At 56.2% G+C, this 18,373-nt stretch carries 18 protein-coding genes; 10 read left to right on the forward strand and 8 right to left on the reverse strand.

Translation table 11 applies throughout. From position 1 onward, the window contains the following. Window positions 1–67 precede the first annotated feature (67 nt). The 3 genes from N2601_RS30100 to N2601_RS30110 all read right to left on the reverse strand — a co-directional run bounded on the left by N2601_RS30100 (window position 68) and on the right by N2601_RS30110 (window position 3,086). The gene (locus tag N2601_RS30100) at window positions 68–1,057 is read right to left on the reverse strand and encodes a LysR family transcriptional regulator (RefSeq protein WP_260305645.1); all 990 of its coding nucleotides are present in this window, start codon (window positions 1,055–1,057) and stop codon (window positions 68–70) included. A gap of 113 nt (window positions 1,058–1,170) precedes the next feature. Continuing rightward, window positions 1,171–1,761: a NodA family N-acyltransferase gene (locus N2601_RS30105; protein ID WP_260305646.1), complete on the reverse strand. Its 591-nt coding sequence runs from the start codon at window positions 1,759–1,761 to the stop codon at window positions 1,171–1,173. Between the two features lie 569 nt (window positions 1,762–2,330). After that, on the reverse strand, window positions 2,331–3,086 hold the full coding sequence (locus N2601_RS30110) for an aquaporin (RefSeq protein WP_260305647.1): 756 nt from the start codon (window positions 3,084–3,086) through the stop codon (window positions 2,331–2,333). Window positions 3,087–3,758: 672 nt separating this feature from the next. Between N2601_RS30110 and N2601_RS30115 the strand changes: the two genes are divergently transcribed. The 3 genes from N2601_RS30115 (at window position 3,759) to N2601_RS30125 (ending at window position 5,142) form a co-directional block, all read left to right on the forward strand. Further along, a complete protein-coding gene (locus tag N2601_RS30115; protein WP_260305648.1) occupies window positions 3,759–4,217 on the forward strand; it encodes a phasin in 459 nt (152 codons plus the stop codon). A 27-nt stretch (window positions 4,218–4,244) separates the two neighbouring features. Next, window positions 4,245–4,718, forward strand: a complete 474-nt coding sequence (locus tag N2601_RS30120) for a hypothetical protein (protein WP_260305649.1) — start codon at window positions 4,245–4,247, stop codon at window positions 4,716–4,718. 118 nt (window positions 4,719–4,836) lie between these two features. Then, window positions 4,837–5,142 (forward strand): DUF982 domain-containing protein, encoded by a 306-nt coding sequence (locus N2601_RS30125; RefSeq protein ID WP_260305650.1) that lies wholly within the window; start codon window positions 4,837–4,839, stop codon window positions 5,140–5,142. Window positions 5,143–5,312: 170 nt separating this feature from the next. On the opposite strand, the gene N2601_RS30130 is transcribed toward N2601_RS30125, so the two are convergent. After that, window positions 5,313–6,569 carry an ROK family transcriptional regulator gene (locus tag N2601_RS30130; RefSeq protein WP_260305651.1) on the reverse strand — a complete coding sequence of 419 codons (1,257 nt, stop codon included), beginning with the start codon at window positions 6,567–6,569 and terminating at the stop codon, window positions 5,313–5,315. A gap of 275 nt (window positions 6,570–6,844) precedes the next feature. Here N2601_RS30130 and N2601_RS30135 point away from each other — a divergent pair, with 275 nt between their 5' ends. From N2601_RS30135 to N2601_RS30160, 6 genes are all read left to right on the forward strand, one after another. Further along, window positions 6,845–8,311 carry an ABC transporter substrate-binding protein gene (locus N2601_RS30135; protein WP_260305652.1) on the forward strand — a complete coding sequence of 489 codons (1,467 nt, stop codon included), beginning with the start codon at window positions 6,845–6,847 and terminating at the stop codon, window positions 8,309–8,311. Window positions 8,312–8,383: 72 nt separating this feature from the next. Next, window positions 8,384–9,313 (forward strand): carbohydrate ABC transporter permease, encoded by a 930-nt coding sequence (locus N2601_RS30140; RefSeq protein WP_260305653.1) that lies wholly within the window; start codon window positions 8,384–8,386, stop codon window positions 9,311–9,313. A 1-nt stretch (window position 9,314) separates the two neighbouring features. Continuing rightward, window positions 9,315–10,145 carry a carbohydrate ABC transporter permease gene (locus tag N2601_RS30145; protein ID WP_260305654.1) on the forward strand — a complete coding sequence of 277 codons (831 nt, stop codon included), beginning with the start codon at window positions 9,315–9,317 and terminating at the stop codon, window positions 10,143–10,145. Window positions 10,146–10,177: 32 nt separating this feature from the next. Further along, on the forward strand, window positions 10,178–11,203 hold the full coding sequence (locus N2601_RS30150) for a Gfo/Idh/MocA family protein (protein WP_260305656.1): 1,026 nt from the start codon (window positions 10,178–10,180) through the stop codon (window positions 11,201–11,203). Between the two features lie 77 nt (window positions 11,204–11,280). Further along, on the forward strand, window positions 11,281–12,453 hold the full coding sequence (locus N2601_RS30155; RefSeq protein WP_260305657.1) for an ABC transporter ATP-binding protein: 1,173 nt from the start codon (window positions 11,281–11,283) through the stop codon (window positions 12,451–12,453). Between the two features lie 170 nt (window positions 12,454–12,623). Beyond that, window positions 12,624–12,818, forward strand: coding sequence for a helix-turn-helix domain-containing protein (locus N2601_RS30160; protein ID WP_260305658.1), 195 nt, complete (start codon window positions 12,624–12,626; stop codon window positions 12,816–12,818). Between the two features lie 63 nt (window positions 12,819–12,881). Here the strand turns inward: N2601_RS30160 and N2601_RS30165 are convergent, their stop codons facing one another. The 4 genes from N2601_RS30165 to N2601_RS30180 all read right to left on the reverse strand — a co-directional run bounded on the left by N2601_RS30165 (window position 12,882) and on the right by N2601_RS30180 (window position 16,608). Then, complete coding sequence (locus tag N2601_RS30165) at window positions 12,882–13,598, reverse strand: GntR family transcriptional regulator (RefSeq protein WP_260305659.1); 717 nt, start codon at window positions 13,596–13,598, stop codon at window positions 12,882–12,884. A 269-nt stretch (window positions 13,599–13,867) separates the two neighbouring features. Continuing rightward, window positions 13,868–14,371, reverse strand: coding sequence for a GNAT family N-acetyltransferase (locus tag N2601_RS30170; protein ID WP_260305662.1), 504 nt, complete (start codon window positions 14,369–14,371; stop codon window positions 13,868–13,870). A gap of 203 nt (window positions 14,372–14,574) precedes the next feature. Further along, on the reverse strand, window positions 14,575–15,243 hold the full coding sequence (locus N2601_RS30175; protein ID WP_260305665.1) for an HAD family hydrolase: 669 nt from the start codon (window positions 15,241–15,243) through the stop codon (window positions 14,575–14,577). A gap of 78 nt (window positions 15,244–15,321) precedes the next feature. Then, window positions 15,322–16,608 (reverse strand): DegT/DnrJ/EryC1/StrS family aminotransferase, encoded by a 1,287-nt coding sequence (locus N2601_RS30180; RefSeq protein ID WP_260305666.1) that lies wholly within the window; start codon window positions 16,606–16,608, stop codon window positions 15,322–15,324. A 536-nt stretch (window positions 16,609–17,144) separates the two neighbouring features. Here N2601_RS30180 and N2601_RS30185 point away from each other — a divergent pair. Further along, window positions 17,145–18,269 carry an ROK family protein gene (locus tag N2601_RS30185; RefSeq protein WP_260305667.1) on the forward strand — a complete coding sequence of 375 codons (1,125 nt, stop codon included), beginning with the start codon at window positions 17,145–17,147 and terminating at the stop codon, window positions 18,267–18,269. Window positions 18,270–18,373 lie beyond the last annotated feature (104 nt).

Here is an 18,373-nt window from a genome sequence, read left to right on the forward strand (position 1 = left end):
GCCGTTGCGGTCGAACCCAATTGGCTTATGTAAAAAAGGGCAAGGCGCATGACTTTTCCGGTCGTTATCAAATTCGCCGATCGCAGGTGGGCCGCACAGGGGCGGTGCTTATCCGGCGGATATGAGGTTCGCCCGCGGCCGGTGGCGAAATCATGTAGGACGTCTCCTTGAACACAAGTTCGCGTATCCAGAGGCTTGCGGGATCACTATTGTGCAGGGCGGGCCATTGTACGGCTTCGGTGAACGGAAGGAGTAATGGCAGCGGAAGCTCAACGATTTGCAGAGGTATCGTTTTTGCGAAATGCTGCGCCAGCCGTAAGGGCATGGTTCCTATGCGTTCGTTGCCCGAAACCATCGGCGGAATCATGCTGAAGCCATGTACGACGACGTCGATGCGTCTCTTGTGACCATATTCGAGCAAATACCATTCCTCAATGCCAGGCCTACGGACATTCCCAAACTTGACCACAACGTGTGCCATCGACATGTATTTGTCGAATGTGAGTGGCTCTGCCAGTTGCTTGTTCGAGGTGCAGCCTACGCACACGTGGACATCATCGAATAGCCTTGCTCGGGGCTGGGTGTTCGACGCGAACATTTCCGGCAGAATGAGAAGATCGACTTCGCCGCGCCGGAGTAGATCCTCATTGTCATCGCCCGGGGGCCGAAATTCGAAACTGACAGCAGGAGCTTCCCGCACCGCGCGCTCCACGACTTTTTCGAAAAATACGAGCGCGTCGTAATCTGAAAGGATAACTTTGAAGCGACGATCCGATTGCGCGGGGTCAAACGGCTCTCTGGAAATAATGGAGAGCTGAACATGAAGCAGAGCATCGCGCACCGCGGGCGCCAGGCTTTCTGCCCTAGGTGTGGGGATAAATTCGCGCCCGGATATCGTAAACAGCTCATCTTGGAAGAAGGTGCGCAGCCGGGCGACGGCCGCGCTCATGGCTGGCTGGCTCAAGTTGATGCTGCGCGCCGCCGCCGTCAGATTACGCTCGCTCATCAGGGCGTCGAGCGCAACCAGGAGATTGAGATCAAGGCCATTGAACCGCATATCTCTTCATCCGAGGACGGACGGCACGATCCTGTCGATGACCGGACCGGATTGCGCTTGGGACCGTGAGTTCCACGACGAGCCTGAGCACTTCCGCAAGCAATCGAGGTAGGTCATAACTCCGGTCCGTTCCGGTCGATCATCGTACCGGCCGGCCAGGCGGAGATGGGCTGTCCAATGGGCATAATGATGACAAGCGGATCCTCGACACGGGTGGGCGGCAAGTCGATGCGCGCGTGTGGCAGCGTGGATCGTACGCTCACCTGTGACACAACAGTCAGCGGGCTGTGTCGGCCGAATCTTTCAATGTGTTTCCGCAGCTCGGGTCGAACCGTACCGAAGGCGAATGGAACTTGAAACTTCTGCAATGTTGGAAGCATAACCTGGATCGAATGGGCGATGCCGAGCCCCTCAAGATCCGGACGCACTCCATACAGACCTAGCTCAGCCACCAAAAGATCTACCCCATCAACTTTGATGAAACGGCGCAGCAAACCCAGATGGGCCGCAACACCGATCGAGTCATACGCGATCGCACGAAGCTCAGGTCTTGCGCCGGCCCAGCTTTGACTGCCTTGGAACGGCTTTGCATTAAACGCTCCAGTCGGCCCGTATGTCTTCCGAAAGAACTCGGCGAGATTGACATGATCGGAGAGTTGCAACTCATTTTCCCAGCACAATTTCCACTGGACGTCTGCGCGCATTCAAAGACCTCTTCTTTTGACGTTGGCCGGAGGGTTTACGGCCTAAGATTATTATCATATCGCTACCAACAACCAATGGTTGTACTGCAACGCAAGTGTTGCGCGATGGCTTTCGCGCACGGCTGATGCTCTCCGGTCTATGGACTCGGGCGAGGCGATATTCGTTGCCCCAGCCGCCAATATCATGAGGCACACCAAAACCGAAATGGCATTCCTTCATGGATCCATGAGCGGACCTCATAATGCCGAGCAGAGAGGGTTCACAGGTAATTCCGAAGTGCTGGCGCTGAAACCGCTCACAGAGCATCCCTGCAGAAGCATCAGCCGCAATATCGATCAGACGTCTATTTTAGGCCGTCGGGCTCTGAATACGGACCCAAGTTTTTCCAAATCTGGCCGCCTCCGATTTTCCAGTCGGGAAAGAAGATCAACGCGACCTAAAAGACGAAACTGGAACCGGCTTAGGTGACAATGCACGGCGGAAAATGAAATCACGTGATATGTAGCCCAGTGGCTCGGGGGTGGGGCGGTTCGCCGTCAAGGAAATGTGAAGTCCGCAGAAATCTGGATCAGGAGCGGGATCGGACGTGGCGAGCTGCATCAGCTCTACTTCGGCCTGCAAGAGTGGTGCCATTGCGCTTCAGCGGATTGCTTGTTGGTCGAAACGCGAGAACTTCACTGAGTTGCAGAAGGCCCGCCGCAACAGCACCGAGCATTGGTGCAACTATATAAAGCCAGAGCTGCGTGCGCGCCGTCTCGCCTGCAAAGAGCGCCGGGCCGAGCGACCGTGCAGGGTTTACAGAAGCACCCGAAACAGTAATGCCCGCCACATGGATCGCAACTAGGCTAAGACCGATCGCAAAACCTGCGACAATGCCCGCCCCGTCCTCGGCCGTGCTTTTGAGAAATACCGTCACAAACAGAAACGTGGAAATGAACTCAAACAGGAACGCAGATCTTACCCCATAGGCTCCCCAGCCGTTTTGAGCGAAACCTTCTACGGCAATGTCGTAGCCGCCGACTTTGTCCATGGCTATCACATAGAGCGCGCCTGCCGCCGCGATAGCCCCCGCACTTTGAGCCAAGACATACGCGACGAAGTCCCACAGTCCAAACCGTCGCGAAACAAGAAAACCGAGGCTGACGGCGGGATTGAGATGAGCGCCTGATACTGGGCCAATCGCGTAGGCCATTGCTACCACTGTCATCCCGAAGGCAAGTGCGACACCGAGAGCCCCCACCTCCGAATGCATAAAGAGGAGTGTGCCGCAGCCGAAGAAAATGAGCGCAAAGGTTCCCAGCAATTCGCAAAAATATCTATTCATCCTTAACTCCGTTGATTGCATCCCTACGGATATTTGTCGTCAACCTCGACATTCTCGCCGCAGGCTGGGTTTTTTGGCAGGTTATCGACGCGGTGTTCGCCAGAACCCTTTGACACCCACAGGATCAATTGTCGGGGTTCGTTCCGTGCCCTATGCCGTTGACTTCAATTTTTGTGACGACCAGCCGAGATCAGCACAGTGCTTGCTGCGGCTTGCCGCCGGCGGGCGATAAACACACAAGTTTCGTGCCAGACAAAGAATGGTTCTACGTCAGAGCGATTACTCCGGTGGTCGCTCTGTCTGGCGTTCAAAAATGTCTTGAGTCCGACAATAAGCGACATAGCAGACGCGTTGCAGTCTGAAGATTTGCGCGTAACCCGTAGAACAATAGTCGGAAGCACCTTTTTGAAAGCGTATGCATTAGTTGGCATCGAGTTTGCATGTACTCGTCGTTAGGCGGCAAGAGGCAGCCAAGGATAGGGCCGGCTTCGTAAACCAGGCGGTAATGGAGCCAATTCGGATATCTCGGATCCGGAGTCCGAAAAACGGCCCTCAAACTGATTTCCGCATTCGTGCATGAGCAAACTGCCAGGCGATAGTCTCAGGATCAGATTTTTCAACAATATCGCCGTGCCTAGCGACATTAACAAACAAGGTGAGAAGGAAAGCGCTATGACCACCAAGGCTTCAGAAAGGTCCTTTGAAACGATCGAAAATTCAGCATCATCGCCCCTGAAGGTGGCCGATCAAATCGGGGCATCCGTAGAAAAGGGGAACAAGCAGTTAACCGAAGCTTTCTTTAAATTCGCGTCGAGCGCTGAAGAGGCACAAAAAATACTCACTCCGATCTTCGAAACCGCAACCCTGGTCGGCTACGAATTGTCGCTTAAGTCTGTCGCTGCATTGCAGGCTAATGCGGTGGCCGGTTTCTCGCATTTGCAAGCGTTGCTCGGCGCGAGTTCGCCGTCACAAGTGTTCGAACTCCAATCGGCGTTCCTGCACAAGCGCGTAGATACCAGCATCGAGAATGCCAAGGAATTCCGGGCGTTGGCGAGCAAGGCGGTGGCTGAGATCGCCAAGCCGATCAACAATGCATTTGACAAATTTTTGGTGGACCTCAAGGCAGTATAAATTGGCTGGCCACCCAACAAACGTCCTATGGGACTGTTGTACACTCCGCCCTTAAAAATGAGGAAGACGAGCGCTACCTACGATCATTTTCTTCGCGATTTCATCAACCGAGGGATCGTGATCCAAGTTTCGTTTGGAGAATCCAAGGCCACAAAAGACTTGTTTGACGAAGGAGCCGTGGGAGGTGATAAGCGCTTCACTGCCCAAGCAAGGAAACTGACCGGTCGCAGCCTCGGCAATAACCGCTTTTTTGAAGCGGTCTTCGGGAGGTGCGTCTGGCAAGGGCTTACTTGGTCGAAAACTTGCGCCATCCTCATCATCGCAGCTAATGGCGACTCTCCAGTTCGACAGTCGTCAGCAGGTGCGATCTTCGCAAGAGAGCGGCTTGGTTGGCCGCACCACGCGCGATTAAAAAAAGGCTTTGTGATTATGGCCGGCGGCGGTGGCAAGACTTCGATATCGCATCGTAACAGGCGACATTTGCCACCAGCTCTGGCTTGAGCGGTCGCCTCCTTCTGGCTCGATCAAGGCGACTTCGCCTCGTCGCGACTCTTGAACGCTCGAAAGTTATTCCAATATTTGTTGGATGGGCCACAGGTGACATTGGAAGGAAAATGGGATGCCGATAACCGATGTTTCCTGGACTCGTCTGGTCACTATCCGACTTCAGTGTGGTCTTGAGCGGACGTTTGCGGGCGTATACGACGCTTTGGATTTTCTCGAAAACGAGTGGCCTTTACGTTATGGCGAACGCCATCAGCGTGCCATCAAGACCTGTCGCGGTGCCCTCAATGGCGGCGTAGCCGCCATCGTTGCACGAGAGGCATTCATGGCCGCTTGCCTCGAAGCCGGCATGGCGGCTTCTTTGAAAGCCAAGCCGAACGCCCACCCGGGGCGAACCGCTCGGCGGGCTCTCGTCCAATGATTTGGATGGTCCCGCTTCGCTTAAGGCTGTGCGCTTTCAAGTCCAATCCAGATCGCCCCTGTCGACCATCTGATCAATGGCGAGGTCGATACTTTTGTGACCTCCCGACGATTGGAACCACAATGGCTTAGCCGCGTCGTTGGCCGTCTCGCCGTCGGGATCGTATCCGTCTATATGACCAGCTTCAGGTGGCTGGACAAGACTAAGCCAGCGGCGCCTCGCAATGCGGTATGGCCTTCTCCGATGCCATTCAGCGTGATCGAAATCTCCTGGTTCGGTCGCTTTTTGACCAACCGTTCGACATGTTGCCTGACGCGTTCGGCCGCGTCTGCGCCGCCGCCTGCAATGTCCCCATGCAGGATATAGGAGTTGAGTGACAGGGTCTGCTGCAGGTTGAGGATCCCGAACGCGACGTTTCGAGTATAGCGGTCCAGCAGGCCGTTCGCAGTTTCGGAACCTTCTGCTGCCTCTTTGACAAGGCGAGCACAGGTGACGTTTTCGGGGTTTGCGAAGCCAAGTTGGGCCGCTTCACGCCGCAGCCAGGGTAGGGCGGCGACTGTTTCCCAGCATCCGTGCTTGCCGCAATTGCAGAGTTCCCCATTTATCTCCACCACGGTATGGCCCAGTTCGCCGCCGGAGCCGGCAAGGCCCCGATACACCCGTCCGTCGATGTAGAAGGCGCCGCCCAATACCTCACCGGTATAGATCGCCGCGAAGTTTTGCTGGCCTCGTCCCGGCCCGAACCACCGGTCCCCCACGAGAAGCGCGCGCGGGTGATGGTCGATGACAACAGGCAGTGAGAAATGCGCCTGCAGGATATCGACCAAGTGGAGGCCCGTCAGAACGGGCGCAAGATTGACTGCGAGGATCACGCCGTTGTCGCTGTCGATCATGCCTCCCGAGGCGATGCCGATCCCGAAAGGTGCTTGGTGGGCTTGGGAAAGCGTCGCGGACAAGGTGTCCTTGATGATCGCCAGGAACGCATCCGTGTCGCCATGCGGATCGAATTGCGCTTTGGTGAGAGCTTTGATATCGCCGCTGAGCGTCACGAGGCATGTCTGGATCCTGCCGGGCAAGAGAAGCACGGCGCCGAGCATTGGTGCTTCAGGATTGAAATAAATCGGACGCGCCGGCTTGCCGCCCTTGAAGTCTGATGGCACTGCGTCGCCTTCGACGAGCAGGCCCTCCTCGATCATCGGCTGGACGATGCCTGTGATCGTCGTGCGATTGACGCCCGCCAGACGGGCAAGTTCCGCGCGGCTTTTGGGACCGTTGTCGTACAACGCCTGCAGCACCCGACCGCGATTGATCTCGCCGAGGGTCGACTGTGAAACGAGCTTTACATTGCCACTTTCCCCAGCAAACGTGTCCTTGTTGGAAGGACCGCGCTGCCCCAGCGAATAGGATGGCTGATTCTCGAACTTCAACTTGCATCTCCGATTTGCCAGTCCTGTCTTTCTAGCTTGTGAGCGCTTGCTCGACCAGATGGCGCTTGACGGCTTTACCGCCAACCAGCTGTGTCAGCTGCTAGTCACGCGGGTACCTCCGATCGCATCTTGTTGACAGTACCTTAAGTTTGTGCGAAGTACAAACAAACTGCTGAAAAACGGCAGATGAGGGGTACGATCGAAATCTCGCTCGGGGTGGGGAAAGCTTCCCTTGATCGGATGAGGTTGGATTAAGAACAACTGAGGAGGCACACATGACATTCGATATTGTTAATATGTCGCGCCGTAACATGCTGAAGTCAGCATCTGTCGCAGCTCTCTTGGCATCAAGCGCGGGTGCGCTTGTCGCGCCACGGCGCGCGTCTGCCCAAGACGCGAAGACCGTACGCGTTCTGTCGGTCGAAGATCCATTCTTCTTTTCGATGAAAGCGATGATCCCGGAGTTCGAAAAGGAAACCGGCATCAAGGTGGAGCTCGAAAGCCTTTCCTATGACGCGCTGCAGACCCGCCTTGTCTCGGCGTTCGTCGCCAAGACGTCGGACGCGGACGTCATCGCCGTCGACCAGATGTGGCTCGGGCAGTATCTCGACAACGGCTGGATCATTTCCCTCAACGACTACATCGCAAAGGACAGCGACATCAATCTTGCCGACTTCATCCCCGAGGTCCTCTATTCGTCGAACATGTGGCGGGGACAGATCGCCACCCTGCCGGTGGCGGCCTATGCGCAAGGGGTGATGTACCGCAAGGACATCTTCGACAGTTTCGGCATCGCCGCGCCGCCGGCCAAGGCCTCCGAAGACTGGACATGGACGAAGTACATCGAGACGCTGAAGTCGCTTGAAGGGAAGTCCTTCGGCGGCAAGCCGCTCTTCCCGACGGTGATCTGCGGGTCGCAACCGTCGCCGATCACCCATATGTTCACCCAGCTGTCGGCCAGCCACGGCGCGAACTGGTTCAAATCCTTCCCCGGCGCGCCCTGGGACTTCTCCCCGCAGCTCACCGGTCCCGCCTGGGCAAAGTCGGTCGAGGTCTATCGGCAGCTTTACAAGCTCTCGCCGCCCGAAGCGATCAATTACGTCTGGTTCGATGCTGGCACCCGTTTCGCCAAGGGCGATATCGGCATGTTCTACTGGTGGACGCCGTACTTCTACCTGGTCAAAAATTCCGGCTACATGACCGGCAAGAAGTCCGATGTCATGGACAAATACGCGACCGCGGCACTGCCGAAGGCCAAGGGCGTAGCCCAGACAGTCAGCCTCGGCGGCTGGAGCCTCGGTGTTCCCTCCAGTTCCGACCGGCAGGACAACGGTTATGCCTTCATCAAATGGGCGACGTCGAAGGCGACCCAGAAGAAGATGGCGCAGTGGCCGGATCTAAATTTCCAGTTCTCGGATTTTGCCCGCAAGTCGCTCTATGAAGACGCCGACGTCAAGGCGATCTATCCCTATCTCGATGTCCAATATGACATGATGAAGCAGGGCAACGGCAAGATCACGCGTCCACCTGTTCCCGGTTACACCGCAGTCGAAAGCGTGCTCGGCCTGACGCTAAACCAGCTTCTGACCGGCAGCGAAGTTCCGAACACGGCCTTGGTGCGCACGAACAGTCTGTTCGAAAGCATCCTCAAGGGCAATTTGATGATCCCTTATCAAAAGGGAAGTTATGCCGACACGCTCGACGGGGCCAAGGAGCTGATCGGCAAGCTCGGTAAGGCCTAATGAATTCTTCTGTTGCCGGCGCGGGCAAGTTGGCGCCGGCAGTCACGTGTGAAGAAGAACTGGACTTCTACGATGCGCGCTACAACCATTCGCTCGCCTCAGGCGTTTGCGCCTGTCAGGCGAGGCTTCTTACGGCAAAACCTGCCCTATTTCCTGATCGCACCTTCAGTGATCATGCTATTGGTTCTGATCGCCTACCCGCTGCTCTTTGCGTTGAAATCAAGCTTATATTTTTGGAACCTGCAGGTCGGCCCGCAGCCTTTGGCCTTTGTCGGCTTCGATAATTACGTCCAGGCGTTCAATGCATTCGATTTCCGCGCGGCCCTGACCAACACGCTGATCCTGTCGATCCTAGGCACGGCGATTGAGTTCTCGCTCGGTCTGGCGATCGCGCTTGTCCTCCTCAAATCGCTGCCCGGCATGAACGTCGTACGCGCGCTCCTGATTCTGCCAACGACGATCGCGCCGATCGTCGTTGGCTTCCTCTTCCGCTACCTCTACGACCCGGGCGGCGGCCTTGTAACCTGGGTTCTGCAGTCGCTCTCGCTGCCGCTGCCGGCAGAGGGCATTCTCGGCTCGCCATCGACGGCGCTTGCCGCCATCCTCTTCGTCGATATCTGGCAGTGGACACCCTTTTTCGCGATTGTCCTCTATGCGAGTCTGCTTGCCGTTCCCGACGAGATCATCGAGGCGGCCAGGCTCGATCGCGCATCGGCCTGGACGATCCTGATGCGCATCAAGCTGCCGCTCATTCGGCGCACCGCCATCATTATCGTGATGCTTCGCTTCATGCAGATCTTCAACACCTTCGACACCGTGCTGGTGCTGACCCGTGGGGGGCCGGGGACCTCCACGCGCACGCTCGGCTATTCGCTCTACGAGCAAGGCCTCGTCAACTTCAATGTCGGCCTTGTCAGCGCTCAGACGTGGATCGCGGTACTGATCGTCAACATCATCGTGGCCCTCTACATCTTCTTCGCCTTCCGCAATGAGGAGTGGTGATATGAAAAGCCGCACGACCTTGTACACGGCGCTCGCCTATGCCGCCGGCCTGCTGTTCCTTGCCGTCTTTATCGCTCCGATCCTTTGGTTCCTGGCGCTCGCGATCCGCCCGGCGGAAACGGCGTTCGCGATGCCGCCGCAACTAACCTTCGAGCCTTCCCTCGATGCTTTCAGGCACATCCTTATCGATCCCGGCACCAACGCGCCGCAGCTGGTGAATTCGCTCATCGTGGCGATCGGCGCGGTGCTGCTCAATCTGCCGTTCTCAGTGCCTGCGGCCTACGCGCTCTCGCGTTTCAAGATGCGCGGGAAGAAGAACATCATGCTCTGGTATCTCGGGCTGTTGATGGCGCCGCCGATCGCCTTCCTGATCCCGTATTTCGTACTGATCACGCGGGTCGGCCTGCAAGGCTCCTACCTTTCGATGGTGCTGGTGTTGCAGACGCTGACGATCCCGTTCTCGGTCTGGCTGATGAAGAGCTTCATCGACGAGGTGCCGGCGGAGCTGGAAGAGGCTGCCCGCGTCGACGGCGCGCGCTGGCACACGATCATGTGGCGCATCACGCTGCCGATCGTCCGCCCCGGCATCATCGTCACCTCGATGTTCGCCTTCGTCTTCGCCTGGAACAACGCGGCCTTCCCGCTGGTGCTGAGTTCGCGCTCGACCGCCACTCTTCCGATCGGGACGCTCGGATATTTCGCAACCAGCGGCGTGACCTGGAACTACATCGCCGCGGCCGCGGTGCTCGCGATGATCCCGCCGATGATCATCTTCTTGGTCTTCGACCGCCACGTCGTGCGCGGTCTCACCTTCGGCTCGGTGAAGGGCTGACCTTTTCTTATTTGTGAATGGAGTAATAACGAATGAGCAAACTTCGCATCGGCGTTATCGGCGCCGGCCTTTGGGGCAACAATCACGCGCACACCTTCAACGTCCTGCCAGAGACCGAACTTGGCGGCGTCTGCGACCTCGACGAGGGCAGGGCGCTGAAGATGAAGGAGAGCTTCGGCGCGACCGAAGCCTTCACCGATTACCACAAGCTCATCGCCTGCGACCAGATCGACGCCGTGTCCGTCGCGACACCTGACTTCACCCACACACCGATCATCCTTGCGGCACTGAAGGCCGACAAACACGTTCTCAGCGAAAAGCCATTAGCGACGACCGTCCAGGAAGCAGAAGAAATTGCTGAAGCCGCTGCTAAGTCCAAGGGCAAGCTGATGATCGACTTCCACAACCGTGTGAACCCGATCCTGGCGCAGGTTCGCGACATGATCCAGGATGGTCAGATCGGCCTCGCAAAACACGGCACGGCGCGGCTGTCGAACACGACCTTCGTTCCCTTCGAGATGTTGAGCTGGGCCGCGAAATCTTCCGCGCTCTGGTTCCTCGGCAGCCATCTCGTCGACGTCCTCCGCTTCATTCTCGCGGACGAGGTGACCCGCGTCTACGCCGTTGCCCGTTCCGGCACGTTGCAGGCTGGCGGCGTCGATACCAAGGATTTCCACGCCTCGATCCTGGAATTCTCTAAAGGCACTGTCGTGACCATGGAAAACAGCTGGATCTTGTCGCGCGACAATCCTTCGCTCGTCGATTTCAAGATCGAGTTCGTCGGCGAGAAGGGCCAGATCCAGGCTGATCCCACCCATAGCGGCGGCCTGCGCCGGATTGTCGAGGGCGGCATGCGGTTCAACGATTACATCGGCATGACGCCGACGGGTGCGACCCGCATCGGCGGCTTCGTCCAGGAGTCCATCGCCCGCTTCGTCGACAGCGTCGTGCGCGGCGTACCCTTGCTTGCCGAGGTGAACGACGGCCTTGCCAACACCAAGGTACTGGCTGCGATCGAGGAGTCCGTCGCCAGCGGCAGGCCCGTGACCATCGGCTGATGGCGAGACCAATCTTGCGAGGCACGCCATCCGACCCGATGACTTGCCTCGCCACTTGATGCTGGGAGAAGAACTATATGGCGTCCATGACCTTTGACGGGATTGGAAAAACCTATCCGGACGGGACCGTCGCCGTCGCCAATGTGAGCTTTACGGTCGCCGACGGCGAGTTCGTCGTGCTGGTCGGACCATCTGGCTGCGGCAAATCCACGCTTCTGCGGATGGCGGCCGGGCTCGAATTGCTCAACAGCGGCCGGCTGCTCATGGACGATCAGGATTTCACCAACACCGAGCCGCAGGACCGCGACATCGCCATGGTGTTTCAGAATTACGCGCTTTATCCCCATATGACGGTCTACGAGAACATGGCCTTCGGCCTGCAGCAGCGCAAAATGTCGAAAGACAAGATCGGAAAGCTGGTGCGCGATGCAGCGGAGATGCTCGACCTGACGAAGCATCTGCACCGCAAGCCTGGCGCTTTGTCGGGCGGCCAGCGACAGCGCGTCGCCATGGGTCGGGCGATCGTCCGTCATCCGATGGCATTCCTGATGGACGAACCGCTGTCTAATCTCGACGCCAAGCTGCGCGTTCAGATGCGCGCTGAACTCAAGCTCCTGAACCAGCGCCTTGGCGTCACGACGCTCTACGTTACCCACGACCAGGTCGAGGCGATGACGATGGGGGATCGAGTTGCTGTGCTGAAACCTGTCGGCGACGCAGGGGAAAGCAACCTGCAGCAGATCGACACGCCGCAACGGCTTTACGACCGACCTGCTAATCTGTTCGTTGCCAGTTTTGTCGGTTCGCCGGCGATGAATTTCCTCCGGGTTGACCTGCGGGAGGAGGGGGGAAGCTTGCACGGCATCATCTCAGGAACCGATATCACCTTTCCAGTTTTCGCGCGGCCTGCGCTTTCTAACTATGTCGGACGCCAGGTCATTGCCGGCCTGCGGCCCGAGATATTTATGGTGTGTCCCGAATCCGAGACGCTATTCAATGAGCCAATTGCCGTTGTCGAGGCGCTCGGCGCCGATACCTTCGTCTTCTTCGATATTGCCTCGGTGCCCGTCAAAGTGAGCGAGGCAGAGGCAGCAGATTTGGAAGCTTTAAGGAAAAGAGGCAAGAGCCGTCTGGTGGCGCGCATCCCGCCGGCGTCAACGCCTTTAACTAACCAGCGGCTTCCGCTGACAGTCGACTTGGAAAAGCTGCATTGGTTCGATCCGCTAACAGGAGCCGCAATTCGCGACTGATGCGTATGAGAACCAATTGCAAGCCTTGCCTCCCAGGGCGCTGGGGCTGCCGTGCGGACCTGTCCAACGGCGGCCCCCTTTTTATAAGAGGAGCGCAGCTTGACATCTGGTGAGCCGTTCGAGCTGAGACAGGATTCGTTGACGCGGACCAGTCAATCTGCCGAGTGTTCATGACGATCTGGAAGCTCTCGCCCATTGAACGTTCGTGTCTTCGCTGGATATCGCTCGGTTGGAGCGTGTCCGAGATTGCACTGCTAGAGGGTAAGAGCGAAGCTGAAATCCGATCACACCTAAACCGGGCGCTCGTCCGTCTCGGCGCGACTTCATTACGGGAAGCGCTCGCGAAGCTGGATTGTCCCTCCTGAGCGGCTAAGCAACTGCGCTTGGCCATAGGCTGAGCTACTCGACCGTGATCACAACTGGCGTATTCACAAACTTCTCAGCAGCCGAGGAAAACTTGTCGACCGTTGCCTGTTTACCTCTTGTACGACGTGTGGGAGCGCGCTCTGTTCGAGATCAAGGTGACTCATCAATGCTGATTCCACCGTGCCCGTCGCCTTGCTTAATAACGGCATCGCGTCGATCAGCCTTGCAAGGCTTTGTTCGTAGGAAGGGCCAAGGTCCGAGTTAATTATTTCCATCCTGACAGGATGTGAGCAAAAACAGAATTTGTCGACAATTCGGCAGATTTCGCAGTTTGCCGACAGCTGGGCAATTTGGGCAAAGACGGTTTCCGCATTTATCGCGAGCTGGTCGCGGGGCGGGTTGTCACGTTCGCCGCCAGTTTTCCGTACCTGCGGCCGCATACGCCAGAGCGCGTAGGTGAGGGTTTGACGTACGATACCATACAAGTCCAACAATGCTCCCTCCACGAGCGGCCTGGTGAAATAGCCTTTCTGAGGGATCGAAAGGATCTTGCCCTCCGCGGCAAGTCGGATCAGTGCTTCGCGTATCGGTGTCCGACCAAGGTCCAGTTCGCAGGCAAGCTCCTGATCACTAAGATGTTGCACTGGCACACGCGCATAGCTGTAAAGCAATTGCAGAACCGCATTGTAGGCAGCGTCAGCCTTTGCGGGGACCTGTTCACCAGCGGAGGTTGGAACGGCTATTCCACGACATTGGAGAGCATTCTCGCAAAGCCACATTTTTCAGTTTCCTCTGTCGATGCAATTTTGAAGACCGGATGACGCTTGGCATTCAAACGCCACTACGCTTTGGACTACTTAAGGATTCGTGGGGACGTGATTTTTGAATTCCACTATAGACGACGGTCTGGCTGAGGTCACGCCTGCCATGATCTGATGGTCCGAAGCGCGATTCATGGCAGTCTCCGATATGTTCACACGGAAAGATCAGTCCCGCAGGAGGTTTGAGTACCCGCAGACCAACACAGGCGCCCCTTGGCTTGTCTGACCTAGGCCGTACTTGCGCCCAGCAACATCTTTGTCATTAAAGTCGCATCACCATAAGGTGTCTGTACGTGGTCCATTTCCGACCAGCCATTCTTCGTGTAGAGGAGCTTCGCGCTCTCCGTGGTAAGATAAAGCCTTTCGTAGCCGAGGCGCAAAGCTTCGTGTTCCAGCCTCTTGACCAGCAATGAAGCTGTACCCTTATTTCGGTGGAATGGATGGACGTACAGCGACTTCAGCCACGGCGAAAGATCAGGCCTTCCTTTAAAATCACAGTTGGAAAGGCTGATCATCCCTGTGGGTCTGCTGTCTTCGATAGCTACTAAAGTCAGCGGCAGAGAACTTCTTGAGGAGGCTTGGAACTCACGCTGCGTCTGCTCGAAAGATCCATTGGCCTGACAACCCCATTGCCCAAAGGACCAGCTTGCACAAACCGTAACCAGATCGCGACAATTCTCCAGATACTTAATCCCTATCGGAGCTTGAATGTATGTTTTCTTTTCAGCCATCGTTTTTTCCTATTTGCCGAGTGTCGGGTGCTTTAGATTGAAGCTCTTCCTAAAGAGCCTTGCAGCGGGACAAAGTCTGAGGCTGATTAGTAGCCGCAACACAAAAGGGGTCCTCAGCTGCGAAACCTCCAATCGCGAAAGCATTTTGCGCCTTTGGTTCGCCCGCTACGGCTCGAGCTTGCTGGCGGACCATCGCCGAAGCATCAACTTAATAGAATTTCTGGTAACGCCGCCATCCGGCTGAATGTTCTTATGGCGCCTGCTTCCAGCAATTTTTCAGCATGTCCGACAGCACAATGAGAACCACCGACGAAACCAATTACCCGCATTTTAGCCGCCACCGCCGCCTGAACCCCGGCAACGCTATCTTCGATGATCAAGCAATTGTCCGGCGGCGTGTTCATTCTCTCAGACGCAAATAGAAAAAGATCCGGGGCGGGCTTGCCACATGGGACTTGGGAAGCACTGAATACATTTGGCGAAAAATAATGGTAGAGGTCTGTTAGCTTGAGCGCAAAATGCAGCTCGTTCAGATTGCTGCTCGATGCCACGCAACGCGCCACATCAATGGCGTCCAGAACTTGATTGACGCCTGAGATGGCTTTGAGATCGCTGGCATACCGTCTGCCAATTTCTGCCATAACATATTGATGATGACCCTCCGGCAAGGACAAGCCAGACTCAGCTTCGATGATTGAATAGGTTTGCCGATCAGTCATGCCTGTGAAGCGACGATTGTAAGTCTCGGCAGATATATCATATCCGCACGCCGCCAACGCCTCGACATGCACTGCGGTCGCAATGATTTCGCTGTCGATTAGGACTCCATCACAATCGAAAATCAGAAGTTTTGGGGTTTTGTACGAGGTCATGGGATCACTCCGTTGTCGTTGGAAAACGACATTGCAAGAGAGTAAGCGTTAAGGTGATTTTGCTCAGCCCTTGCTTGTTTAGATGGTTGTCGTGATATCGGAAATCTTTGGACCAAACTTGGAAAGAGCCGTCCAGACCCGATGAAACGCTTCTGCGTAAAGTTCCATAACCGCGGCTTCATTGGGTGGCGCGATCTCCGATACGCAAAACATCGTATCTAAGAGTTGTACCGTATTAGGAAAATCGGCGGCTTTCCAATCCTTGGCAATATTCGGCAGATATTCGAACACCGGCTTCCTGAGCCAGACCAAAACGGGCACGCCCTCCGCCTGCAGCAGTTTGACGATGGTATCCCTTGCCGTCGGACCCGGACCAAAACCGAGAGCTTCCGGTTCGATGCGAAGTGGGAAGCTGAGCATGGACTGATTGCAGTCAGATGGATCGAAGAGGGGTAATATACCGGAGAGATCTCGGATCATCTCCCATAAAATTTTCCCATTATTCCTTCGAACCTGAAGTTGTGCCTCGAGGTTGCTCAATCGCATTTTTGCTATGGACGAGGAGAAGACGTTCGGACGGTAGTTATATCCTGCTGATGACGGCGAAAAAGTCCGGTCTCCGTTTCGAGATGAACTCGTCAGTGAAACGCAGTCCACATGTTCAATTAGATCTTTGTCCTCCGTAATCACGAATCCGAGCTCGCCGGCTCCAAGATGCTTGGCGCCGTTGCCGGACAAGGCGAGCGCGTCTGTATCAATGTATGCCCCATTTGCGATCGCTTTTATGGCGCCGATCGATTGGCAGACGTCATCAATCACGGCAATCCCTTGGGCGCGGGCGGCGGATCTTGCCTGAGGAACACGAATGTTATTCCCGAAGAGGTGGGTAATGAGAACCGCTCCGACGCCAGGTGCGAACCGGTCGGCTGCCGCGTCTTGATCGATCCCGGCGAGGTTCATGTCGACGTCAACAAAGTCTGGCTGGAGGCCACTGATCGCAATTGGCCCCACCGCGCCCGGCCAATTTAGCGCCGCAGTCACCACGTGCTCGCCTCGACCTTTGAAATAATCAAGTTCAATATGGATTGCCGCCGTACCGCTGCCGACGGCGCGCACCTTCCACTTCCCCGTCCAAGTAGCGAGATCCTGCTCCAAATCGGCCACGATCGGGTGATTGACCCGATGATACCTTCCACTGTCTACAACTTCGCGGAGTGCATCCAAATGCTCCGTCTGTGTGGCTGGCCAAGGCGTGATCCGCCCGGAAGGTACGGTGGGCTCCCCACCAAGGAGAGCGAGATCCCTTTCTCGCCAGTGCCCTCCGGACTCCCAGCGGTCCAGATTATTGCTGGCAAATCCGTTCATTTATTCCTCCGGCGATTGAGTTACGTGGATGTCTGTCGATTTCCTGAAGAGTTCTAATGTTTTAGGAGGTCAAATCAACAGTATGCCTAAAATATATTTTAAAGTATATTTTGCGTTTGTGAATATTTCTATTGTGATGCTGTGGTTTTTGAAAATATTTATCCGGAGATGCATATCTCCTCGAAGGATAATTCTTCGTTTCGAAATGAACATTCAGACGGCGGTGGAGAAACTCAGATGTGTGATGGTTGCCATACCTGCTCCGGGGTCCGCGAGGGTTCGGCAACGGCTGCAGGCACTCAGGCGGGGGTGGCGTAAGACAATCGAGTTTCGATAAAAAGAGAAAGTCGGATCAGACGGAGTCCATGATAAAAAGAACGGAAAAACCATCAATTGCGAGAAACGCGAACACGCACGGCGGATCTGGCCAGCGCCTCATCGGGCCGGACGAGGGGGACCAGAGCGACAGTAAAGGATTTAGGCCAGCTCATCCTCTAATCGCGGCGCGGACGCTAGGGATTGCAAATCGAGGACGCTTGCTGCAGGCCCTCTACGATATGGGTCCGTCCAGCAGGGTCGAGCTTGCGCGCGCCACCGGTGCCAGTCGCGCAACCATCGGCAGCATCGTCCAACCACTGATAAATCAGAGTATTCTTGAAGAAGGCGACCTGGTACCCCCCGATCGCACCGGCGGAAAACCCGCTACCAAGCTCTGGTTCTCGAAAGGGGCCAAGCCGATCTGCGCAGTTCGGCTGATGCACGACCGTGTCCACACATGCTTGGTCTCTCTGGAGGGCGAGATCTATGCTCAACACGACGTGGATTTGGCGAAAGATCTGACAGATGCTGCCGATGCATTTCAGATCGTCAGTGCTTGCATTGAGAAGTCAATCGCATCTGCCCACGAACAGGTTTTAGGCATCGGCATGGCAGTTGCCGGAGAGCTCAACCCGCAAACGGGCTCGATCGCGGCTATGGATCTTGTGCCGTACCTTCATGGATTTCCGGTAAAAGCAGAGTTGGCAAAGCGTTTCGGAGTCCCGGCTTGTGTCGACCAAAATGCTAGAGCCTTGCTTGTTGGCGATCGTTGGTTCGGACAAGGACGTGGACAGAGAAATTTCGCAGTCGTCTACATCGGTCATTCGTTGGGCGCGGCGCTTTATGTCGATGGACATCCTTATAGGGCCGCAGAAGGTAAACACTGCCAAATCGGCCATACAATCGTGCAACTCAATGGCCAAATGTGCAGATGCGGACGACGCGGATGTTGGGAAACGATCGCCACACTTAGATGGTTAAGAGGCGAAGCAAAGGCCAGGGGCCTGCCGCAGGCCGGCTTGTTGGATGCGAGCCGCTTGGTGTGGCTCGTCGAAACTGGCGTTGAAGGGGCAAGAGAACTGCTTGACGACTATGCGTCCAATATTTCTGTCGGCCTGGCGAACCTTCAACAGCTGATGGCACCCAGCCGCATCACTTTGCATGGCGATATCGTGCGCGGCGGAAAATTGATGTTAGATCTTATTCGAGAGAGCTTTAGGCAATTGATGTTCAATCCCGCGGATAACGAGATCGCCCTTGCCCTCGGCGATTGTGAAGATGTCGCCGGCCTGCGCGGCGCGGCGGGTCTCGTTCTCTGCGAAATGCTGAATTTCATGATCTGAGCAGAGAACGACCACAGAAGTTTAGAGACGGCGTCTGGTCAAATCCTTTGCAAGCATCCGCATGTCAAATGAAGCCGCCGTCTTTCTCGAACATCGAATTGCAG

It is taken from the genome of Rhizobium sp. CB3060 (assembly GCF_025200735.1).
GTDB lineage: Bacteria > Pseudomonadota > Alphaproteobacteria > Rhizobiales > Rhizobiaceae > Rhizobium.